11 protein-coding genes and 1 pseudogene are annotated in these 8,473 nt (G+C 64.8%); 5 read left to right on the plus strand and 7 right to left on the minus strand.

Features of this window, described 5'->3' with window-relative positions:
* The first annotated feature begins 114 nt into the window (after positions 1-114).
* The 3 genes from ACFHWT_RS23880 to ACFHWT_RS23890 are packed head-to-tail and all read left to right on the plus strand — an operon-like array spanning position 115 to position 2,776.
* Complete coding sequence (locus ACFHWT_RS23880) at positions 115-846, plus strand: NUDIX hydrolase (protein ID WP_416596922.1); 732 nt, start codon at positions 115-117, stop codon at positions 844-846.
* On the plus strand, positions 843-1,994 hold the full coding sequence (locus tag ACFHWT_RS23885) for a purine phosphorylase (RefSeq protein ID WP_416596924.1): 1,152 nt from the start codon (positions 843-845) through the stop codon (positions 1,992-1,994). The genes ACFHWT_RS23880 and ACFHWT_RS23885 overlap by 4 nt, the downstream gene beginning before the upstream one ends.
* Positions 1,991-2,776 carry a hypothetical protein gene (locus tag ACFHWT_RS23890; protein ID WP_416596925.1) on the plus strand — a complete coding sequence of 262 codons (786 nt, stop codon included), beginning with the start codon at positions 1,991-1,993 and terminating at the stop codon, positions 2,774-2,776. Before ACFHWT_RS23885 ends, ACFHWT_RS23890 begins: the two co-directional genes overlap by 4 nt.
* A 223-nt stretch (positions 2,777-2,999) precedes the next feature.
* Here ACFHWT_RS23890 and folE read toward each other — a convergent pair whose 3' ends face one another.
* The 3 genes from folE to ACFHWT_RS23905 form a co-directional block, all read right to left on the minus strand.
* Positions 3,000-3,584: a GTP cyclohydrolase I gene (gene folE / locus ACFHWT_RS23895; protein WP_416596927.1), complete on the minus strand. Its 585-nt coding sequence runs from the start codon at positions 3,582-3,584 to the stop codon at positions 3,000-3,002.
* Between the two features lie 4 nt (positions 3,585-3,588).
* Positions 3,589-3,783: a hypothetical protein gene (locus ACFHWT_RS23900; protein ID WP_416596928.1), complete on the minus strand. Its 195-nt coding sequence runs from the start codon at positions 3,781-3,783 to the stop codon at positions 3,589-3,591.
* Between the two features lie 198 nt (positions 3,784-3,981).
* Positions 3,982-4,308: a hypothetical protein gene (locus ACFHWT_RS23905; protein WP_416569245.1), complete on the minus strand. Its 327-nt coding sequence runs from the start codon at positions 4,306-4,308 to the stop codon at positions 3,982-3,984.
* A 558-nt stretch (positions 4,309-4,866) separates the two neighbouring features.
* Between ACFHWT_RS23905 and ACFHWT_RS23910 the strand changes: the two genes are divergently transcribed.
* Both ACFHWT_RS23910 and ACFHWT_RS23915 read left to right on the plus strand, forming a co-directional pair.
* Positions 4,867-5,763, plus strand: coding sequence for a helix-turn-helix domain-containing protein (locus ACFHWT_RS23910; RefSeq protein ID WP_416596930.1), 897 nt, complete (start codon positions 4,867-4,869; stop codon positions 5,761-5,763).
* Positions 5,753-5,965: a DUF397 domain-containing protein gene (locus tag ACFHWT_RS23915; RefSeq protein ID WP_416596931.1), complete on the plus strand. Its 213-nt coding sequence runs from the start codon at positions 5,753-5,755 to the stop codon at positions 5,963-5,965. Before ACFHWT_RS23910 ends, ACFHWT_RS23915 begins: the two co-directional genes overlap by 11 nt.
* 152 nt (positions 5,966-6,117) lie before the next feature.
* On the opposite strand, the gene ACFHWT_RS23920 is transcribed toward ACFHWT_RS23915, so the two are convergent.
* The 4 genes and pseudogenes from ACFHWT_RS23920 to ACFHWT_RS23935 form a co-directional block, all read right to left on the minus strand.
* Positions 6,118-6,429 carry a transposase gene (locus tag ACFHWT_RS23920; protein WP_416596937.1) on the minus strand — a complete coding sequence of 104 codons (312 nt, stop codon included), beginning with the start codon at positions 6,427-6,429 and terminating at the stop codon, positions 6,118-6,120.
* Positions 6,430-6,833: 404 nt separating this feature from the next.
* Positions 6,834-6,956: pseudogene (locus ACFHWT_RS23925) on the minus strand (IS5/IS1182 family transposase); the annotation flags it as partial.
* A gap of 169 nt (positions 6,957-7,125) precedes the next feature.
* Positions 7,126-7,578 carry a hypothetical protein gene (locus ACFHWT_RS23930; RefSeq protein ID WP_416596932.1) on the minus strand — a complete coding sequence of 151 codons (453 nt, stop codon included), beginning with the start codon at positions 7,576-7,578 and terminating at the stop codon, positions 7,126-7,128.
* Positions 7,575-8,473 (minus strand): hypothetical protein (locus tag ACFHWT_RS23935; protein ID WP_416596933.1); only part of this gene is annotated, 899 nt, incomplete at its 5' end. The genes ACFHWT_RS23935 and ACFHWT_RS23930, both read right to left, overlap by 4 nt.

Genomic DNA, 8,473 nt, shown 5'->3' on the forward strand with positions numbered 1-8,473 from the left:
GGCGTTGCCAGCTGTCGGACTCACTTCTTGATAATCAAGCCGCGACTTCGAGTGTCGGCGACGCGACAGCTCGGATAACTTCTTGTCATGTCGACAAAAAGCTATGGTCGAGTGGTGCCCGATGACATATGGGAACCACCCCGGATCCTGCTCACCGTCGATCTCGTGATCCTCACCCTGCGCGATGGCCGTCTACACCTGCTTCTCGTGCGGCGTGGCGTCGAGCCGTTCGCTGGGCAGGCGGCGCTGCCTGGTGGATTCCTCGCCGATGAGCGCGAGGACATCCTCGGCGCCGCCCGCCGGGAGCTGCGCGAGGAGGCAGGGCTCACCGACATCCCGCACCTGGAGCAGCTCGGTACATACGGCGACCCCGACCGTGACCCTCGTGGACGCGTAGTCTCCGTCGCCCACCTCGCCGTCGTGCCGCGCCTTCCCGAACCCATCGCGGGAACCGACGCCGCAGCGGCCGAGTGGACTCCGGCCGACGACGTACTCGCGGCGCGGGTACCGCTTGCCTTCGACCACCTACGCATCGTCGTCGACGGGGTGGAGCGTGCCCGTTCCAAGTTGGAGCACACAGGGCTCGCGACCGCTTTCTGCCCCGAGGTCTTCACCCTCACGGAGCTGCAGCAGGTCTACGAGGCCGTCTGGGGCACGCCGCTCGACCCCCGCAACTTCTACCGCAAGGTCCAGGGCACGAAGGGCTTCGTGGTCCCCGCCGGTCCGCCGCGCGCCACGGGCACCGGTCGCCCGGCCCGCGTCTACCGCGCTGGTCCGTGCCAGAACCTCTACCCACCCATGATCCGCACGGATTCGGCCGTCACATCCGGAGGAGATGAGAGATGACCAGACCTGTGGTCGTGCTCACCGCACTGGACCTCGAGTACAACGCAGTCCGCGAACGTCTCACGAAAGTCGAACCGCACGTTCATCCGATGGGCACGCGATTCGAACGTGGAACTGTGGCCGGAGGCTCCTGTGAGATCATTCTCGGCCTTGTCGGCAAGGGGAACCATCCCTCCGCTGTCATCGCCGAGCGCGCCATGACCGAGTTCGATCCGGAAGCGGTCATCTTCGCCGGTGTGGCCGGGGCGCTCTGGCCCTCCGTCGGCCTCGGCGACGTCGTCGTGGCCACCCACGTGTACGCCTATCACGGTGGCACCAGCGAGAGCGACGCGTTCCGCACCCGACCTCGCGTGTGGGAGATCCCCCATGTCTGTGATCAGCTCGCCCGGCATCTTGAGCGGGAGCGGGGCTGGGCGCAGGGTCTCTCCGGAGGCGTGCCCCGGGTGCGGTTCGGGCCGATCGCCGCTGGAGAGGTCGTCCTCGATTCGGCGTCCTCGCCCGAGGCGACGCTTATCCGTGATCACTACAACGACGCGTTGGCGGTGGAGATGGAGTCCGCCGGGGTCGCCCAGGCCGCCCACCTGAACCGATCTCTGCCGGCCGTCGTCGTCCGCGGTATCAGCGACCGCGCCGACGGGACCAAGGTCCACACCGACGGCGAGAATTGGCAGCCGCGTGCCGCCGCCAACGCCGCGGCCTTCGCCCTCGCGCTCGCTCAGGAGCTCGGGTCGCAGTATGGCTCCTCCCCTCGCCGTCCTCGGAAAGAAGCAGGTGATGCGTCGATGTCCGGCTCTGTCAGAAACGTCGCCAAGGGCAACGCCCACGTCGGATTTCAGGCACATACCGTTCACCACGCGACCGTCTACGGCGCGCCGGGCGGCCCCGGCAGGGAGACATTCCACGACCAGCTCGCAGACTTGCGCGCCGCGCTCCGTAAGTGCCATGAGGCGGGTGACGTGGACACGGTCACGTACCGCGCTGCGGAGCAGGAGATGGATGCCGCCGCCGCAGAGGTTCCTCCGGCCGACGACGAGGCACGCAGTCGTGCGACCACCGCCCTGCGGAAGCTGCGCGGCCTGCTGCTGGACTGGACGGATCTCGCCACGCGGGTCGCGGGGCTCATAGCGGCTCTGCGGGCCCTGTCATGAGCGCCGGACCGCAGGAGAAAGCGTTCATCAACGTCGCGGACGGCGATGCCCGGGTCGGGTTCCAGGCCCAATGGGTCCACATCGAAGGCGGGTACCACGTCAGCGAGGACGACCCGCCTGAGCGGCAGTTCGAGGTCGGCCTCCACTACCTGGAGATTAGCGCGCCGTCCAAGGCGAGGGAGCTGATCATGAAAGCGGTCGCCCGGGGCTACACGAACTCCCGCGCCTATTTCTACCTGGCGCTCGCACTGCTGAGCGGCCGTACCGTGCAGAGCCTGACCGACCAGGAACTCGCACAGTTGGCACAGGTGCGCCGTTGGGCGACACAACGCTCCGAAGATCCCTGGGCTCGGGGCATCAATGTCGTCGGCTCGCTGCTGGACTCGCTGCCGCAGACCACGGCGGAGACTCCCGACCCGGCCGCGATCGGCTCGGTGGTCAAGGAGTTCGAGTCGCTCGACCCGTCCCTACAGGAGAGTATCCTCAACCATCTCGAGGTCTTCCTGGCCGGCCCGCACCAGGACTGGACCTGGCACAAGACGTTCGCGGCCGCGCGGCGGGACAGGACGGCCAACGACCGGACGCAGCGCGTCTGGAAGTTCTTCCAGCCCAAGCCGGTACCTCCTCGGCAGGTTCCGCCGCACCCACTCCGCACCAGCGCGGCGGACTTCCTACGCGCCATCGGCGGCTCGGCACTGCTCCTCGTCACTGGCCTATTGGTGATCAACTACCGGACAGCACCAATACCACTTTCCTTGGCGATCCCGCTTTCGCCCCGCTAGGTCTCTGTCCCATCGCCCCTCCTGGTGTCACCTGAGACCTGCGTGAGGTCTGCCGTACGTTCGCGAACTCTCGTAGGTGCGGAACCCGCTACAACGGCAGCAGGATCCGATAGACGGATTGACCGCCTCGACACCCGCCGCGACGTCGTCCCATACCAACCGATCGCGCTGATCAGCTGCGGCGCTTCCGTATCACGTCGCGATTCGCGAGCGGGACCGTCGGTCACCGCGCGCCGCCCGCGAGTAGCGAGACCCCGGCAAGGGTCAGGAACTCTGCCCTCGCGGACGGATCGTCAGTGAGCGTGCCGCGCCATCCCACACTGACGGTTGTCGCACCGTGCGCTCTGATGCCTCTGCGGGTCATGCAGATGTGCTCAGCGACGACGACAACCCCGGCGCCGCGTGCGCTCAACTCCTCGAACAGCCAGCCAACGATCTGTTGGGTAAGGCTCTCCTGGACCTGCGGACGTCGGGCGAACATCTCCACCAGTCGAGCGAGCTTCGACAGGCCGAGGATGCGGCCGTCAGGGAGGTAGCCAACGTGCGCGACCCCGGTGAACGGCAAGAAGTGGTGCTCGCACAGCGACACGAACGGCACCGCGCGTGCCAGGACCAGATCCCGATGCCCTGCGTCGTTCGCGAAGGTCGTCGGTGCGAACTGCGGGCCGGCGAGCAGCTCCTGGTAGGCGGCCACCATACGGGCCGCGCTGCGCGACCGGGAGTCGGTGTCCAAGGTGACACCCAGCTCCGTCAGGAACTGCTCGGCGGCACGTTCCGCGGCCTCCACGTCGAAAGAGCCGGAGGGCATCGGATCACGCCCCCGACTCGCGGGCCACGTCGCGACCCGTCTGCGCCTGCGCGAGGAGCACATTCAGTACGTCGCGCATCGCCGCGCCCTGGGCGAGGCGCACGTAGTGCGAGCGCCGCTCCTCGTAGCTGCCCAGCTCCACTCGGATGAAGTCGGTCTTCGGCGGGTCGTCGACGAACCGGACGAGCTGGACAGCCACCTCGGTCGGGTACCGCCCCGGCTGGGGGTTGCAGGAATGCCGGTGGCCCCAGTGCGCGGGCGGCGACGACTCGGGGTGGAACTCGCTGGGGCCGCTGGCGGTGCACTCGCTGAGATCACACCAGTCCGGGTGGTCCAGGTCGGTTGCGGTTTACAGCTGACTGTCCATATGTAACCTTTCGAGGTACAACCTTGCTGGTCACGCCGGGGCGGCTGACCTGGCGGTGAGGGATCGGACGTCGCGCAGCCGGATCGGACGGGACGAGGTGCCGTCGAGGTCGGCGTCGGGCTCGGTACGGGCCATGACGTTGTGCGGGAGCAGCGAGTCGACGCTGGTACCACCGCCGGGACGCTGGTAGGTCACCAGCACCGCAAGGTTCGACCTGGCTTCCACGACGCCGGGTCGCCACTGGCCGGTGTGTGGGGGCCATACCCAGACGCGGTCGGACGGGCGATAGGTGGCCGCGTCTGCGATGTCATCGGGGCGGCGCTGGTGCGGGTCGGTGGCAGGGGTGGGTGGTGGCATCACGCCTCCTTCCTTGAGTTGCTATGTAATAGGTGTTGAGCCGGGTCCCGGCCTGGGCGGCGAGGTGCAGGGGTGCCGAAGCTTTGCGAGCCGTCGTCGGCCGCGCACGTCGGTCCGTTGCGCGTCCGTTTGATCAGGACCAGGGTCTTCGGGTAGGGGTCTGGCCGCCGGCACGGTGCAGATCGGGTGGGCGCACCCGATCCCCGCACTCCACGCACCATCCGCTGACTTCCTTGCCGAAGCAGAACCCGACGAAGACGCCGGCGAACAGGCATATCGCGGCTACCAGCACGAGAATCACGCTCTTGCTCCAATCGATATCCTGGCCAGCGCCAGAACAGGCGGCGGAGAACTTGCGACCACCTCATTACACTTTGGGTGTGTCCAAAAATCAACACCTCAGGGAGATCAGCTTTCCATTAATCGAGCCGACGTGAGATCATCGGTAATTGTCCAGCCCATTTAGGCGGGGCCAATGTATGTAATGACAGATCGGTTGTATCATTTGGGCGAGACACACGCCCAAAACGAGCGGGAGGTGGTCGACAGGTGTCGGATATGGTGGGTTCTGCACTGTTGCGTCGGTACGTCGGCCGGCGACTCGAAGCACTGCGACGACGCGCCGGCCTGACCCAGGAGCAGGCGGCCGACGCACTCCAGAAGGGACGCGCGACGATCGCCCGCATGGAGGACGGGCACGAGGCCGTACGCTTCCGGGACATCGACGTCAAGGCCATGCTGGAGCTCTACGGCGCGGAGGCTGAGGACGGGAGGATCCTCCTCGCGCTCACCGCCGAGACCCGCAACGGGCGGCGGAAGTCCTGGTGGCACGACCGCACCGAGACCGAGCTGCCGGCGTTCTTCGCGCTCTACGTCTCGTTGGAGGACTCTGCCGAGACGATCCGGAAGTACGAGGTCGAGCTGATCCCGGGTCTGCTCCAGACCCGGCGGTACGCCGAGGAAGTCCACGGGGTACCGACCGACTACATCGATGACGACGAGAAACGGCGACGCGTCGAGGTCCGGATGGAGCGGCAGTCGCTACTGACCCGTCCTCGCGCACCGCACCTCAGCGTCATCCTCAATGAGGCCGTGCTGCACCGGCACGTGGGCGGGCGCGAGGTGATGATCGAGCAGTTCGAGCACCTGCTCGACCTGACCCGGCGAGGCAACATCAGCATCCGGGTGCTGCCGTTCACCGCCGGAGTCCACGGCGGCATGGCAGCGTCCACCCCATTCGCGCTGCTGACCTTCCCGGCGGACCCGCAGAGCGGTGAGCCGCTGGAGCCGCCACTCGCCTACGTCGACACCTTGACCGGAGCGCTCTACCTGAACAAGCCCGGCGAGTCCGGCACCTACCAGCTCGTCTGGGAAGACATCGACCGCCGCTCACTCAACGAGGACGAGTCGAGAAGCATGATCACTTCTGCATTGGAGGCACTCCGTGAAGCCTGACCAGACCGGTGCCCAGTGGCGCAAGTCCAGCCGCAGCGGCAACGGCAACGACTGCGTGGAGGTGGCCACCAACCTCCTCCCGACCACCGGGCGGATCCTCGTCCGCGACAGCAAAGACCCTGCCGGCCCCGCCCTGAGCATCAACCCCGAGGACTGGCAGTCCTTCGTACGCGAAGCGAGCCGCGAACGCTTCACCGCCTAACAGCCAGTACGCCGTAGCCACCACAGCCGTCTCGGTTGATCCTGTCAGCATGGGCGGCCATCAGCATTCACCGCATCGATCCCAGTAGCCGGCACGCCACCGTGCCGGCTACTGCTACTGGTGGGTGGGAGGTTACCCCCGGGACACGGCCGCTACGACATCCGCCGCCTGCAGGCGGTCTCCTGCACCGGCGAGTCGATGATCCCCGCCGACGGGTCCGGGTCACGCCTGGCCCGAACCCGGACCTCCTCGCGGAGCCGGTCGACGATCCACTCGGTCACCCGCCGCTGTTCCCACTTGCGGTACTGGCCGTACACCGTCTCCCACGGCGGGAAGTCCGCCGGCAGCTGCCGCCACGAGCAGCCGGTCTTTACCACGTACAGGATCGCGTCGACGATGTCCCGACGCGGATGCTTCAGCGGACGACCGGGCTCCTTGATCAGCGGGAGCATCGGCTCGATGATCTCCCACTAGGCATCGGTCAGGTCCGAGGGGTAGGTAGGGTACGCGCCGCACCGTGTACATCGACCCAACCCCACCCCGCCGACGGACACGCCTATCACAAACGCTCACTCAGAGGACGTCTCATCCTGATTCACGTTTGCCGTTTTGAAGCTCTTGACCGCATATGGGCAGGCCAGGCGGGCAACACATGAGGGTGTCAGCCCCTGTGGTTGCGACGGCCGTCAGCGACTTGTGGACAAACCTAGCCAGACACTCATAGCGTAGTAAAACCGCTCAAGCTGTGCTTTCGCGAATGCCCTCGATCAGGACCAAGTCGTCATGAAATCGGCAGTTGCATCGACCGTCTTAACTTAATTTCCCAGGCCAATCGGGCGCAACGTGAACAAAGACGTCCAGTCACTGGACGTTTGGCGGGGTCGAGGCGCCGCCAGCGGGATCGATGCTGGTTGCGGTCGGCTCGGATGAGGTCGGTGAGGTGGTTGAGGGTGCGGCTGGACAGCGGGATCGTGGAGGGGTAAGACAGCACGGGCGAGGCTCCCGGTCGGGGCATCGGATCTTGGTCGACTGCTGTCTTACCTGGAGCCTCGCCTTCAACGCTCTCCGGGCTTGCTGCGCCCGCCCTGACCTGCAAGATCAGCTTAAGGGTCACTGACCACGGCAGACCAAGTCTGGCACCCCCAAACTAATTCACGTGCTCACGACGCCCTATCAAGCGCCACCCGGATTGAGGCTCCAAGATCGTTGAGTCCCGAATCCGAAGACACGACAACCATCTGATCAAGATCGAATCTAAGCCCTCGCCGCGGCCCCAAGTTCTGCATCGGGGTCAACTCGACAAAACTGCCCGGGAATTCCCGCCTTGCATTAACCGAAACGAGGCCTTTCAGGTAAGCCGCATACGAATCGACCCCAACCGAATTGAAGATTTGCCGCATTCGGCCCTTGACATCCTCGGCGAATTCTTGGCCTACGCCATCCTGCGTCTTGGCGAACGCCTCAAGGACTGCCTCAGCAAGCCCTTCATCCGAAATCGAATTATCCAGGGTCCTGAACCAGCCGTTGACCACCCAAATGCCGGTATCCACACGGGAGTGACTCGCCACGACTGTTACATATTGCAATCTGTCTATCGACCCGTAGCCAATCATCGAACGATCACAAACTCCACATCAATATTACGATTCTGCCCATACCTTATGGCGTCCACCATAGCCGCATATTGTACCTCGGTCACTGTGCCAGAGGGAATACCGACAGCTAGAGTTCTCGTTTTAATGTCCCGTGGATCGATGGTAACACCTGCATGCGTTCCACCACGATACTTCTCAAGAGCGCGAACATAACGACGCAGTTCTCCCTGGAGAGCCCCAGGCTTCTTGAAACCGTACTCCGTATCAATACTCTTCACACTTAAAGCATCACCAGAATGAAAGGAGAAATCATCAATTCTGGGGTGATTATTGGCGACAGATCCAGGACGTCCTCGATCGGCAAGAATGATCCGCTCAACTTCGAACCCCCTCTGCTTCCACGGCAGATCCCAAACTCCGCGTCCAACGTGCCCCAATCTACCTATCCGCTTGGCGGTAAGCAATCCGAATCCAATGATGCCGCTGGCAATCTTTCCGCCACCAGCATCCATGCCCACAAAAATACAGGCAATCACACTGCCGCCCAGACAATCAGGAACGTCCACAAAAGGAACGAAAGACATTGCAAGATCTACTTCTACCGGGCGACACTGATCGGCGGCGATGCAATCGACTGGTATTGGGGGCGGGAGCGGGGCGGGAGCGGGAGTCTCTAGCGTCGGACCACCACTGTTACTGGCCCTTCCGGAGTTGTTGTTGCGTGGCGCCAACGGCGTTCCTGGCGTTAGGGCTCGGTCGCCCCGTTTTCTGCCTGGCCGGGTTTTTTGGCCTTCTCCGTCCAGGCCGCCGTTGCCTTCGAGGAAGGCGAGGCCGGTGGGGTCGGTGTAGGTGGTGGGGTTGTTGTTGGCGTAGGCGTAGCCGTGCATCTGCTGGGGGTCGGCCGGGTCCATGA

It is taken from the genome of Micromonospora sp. LOL_021 (genome assembly GCF_048060215.1).
Lineage (GTDB): Bacteria > Actinomycetota > Actinomycetes > Mycobacteriales > Micromonosporaceae > Micromonospora_E.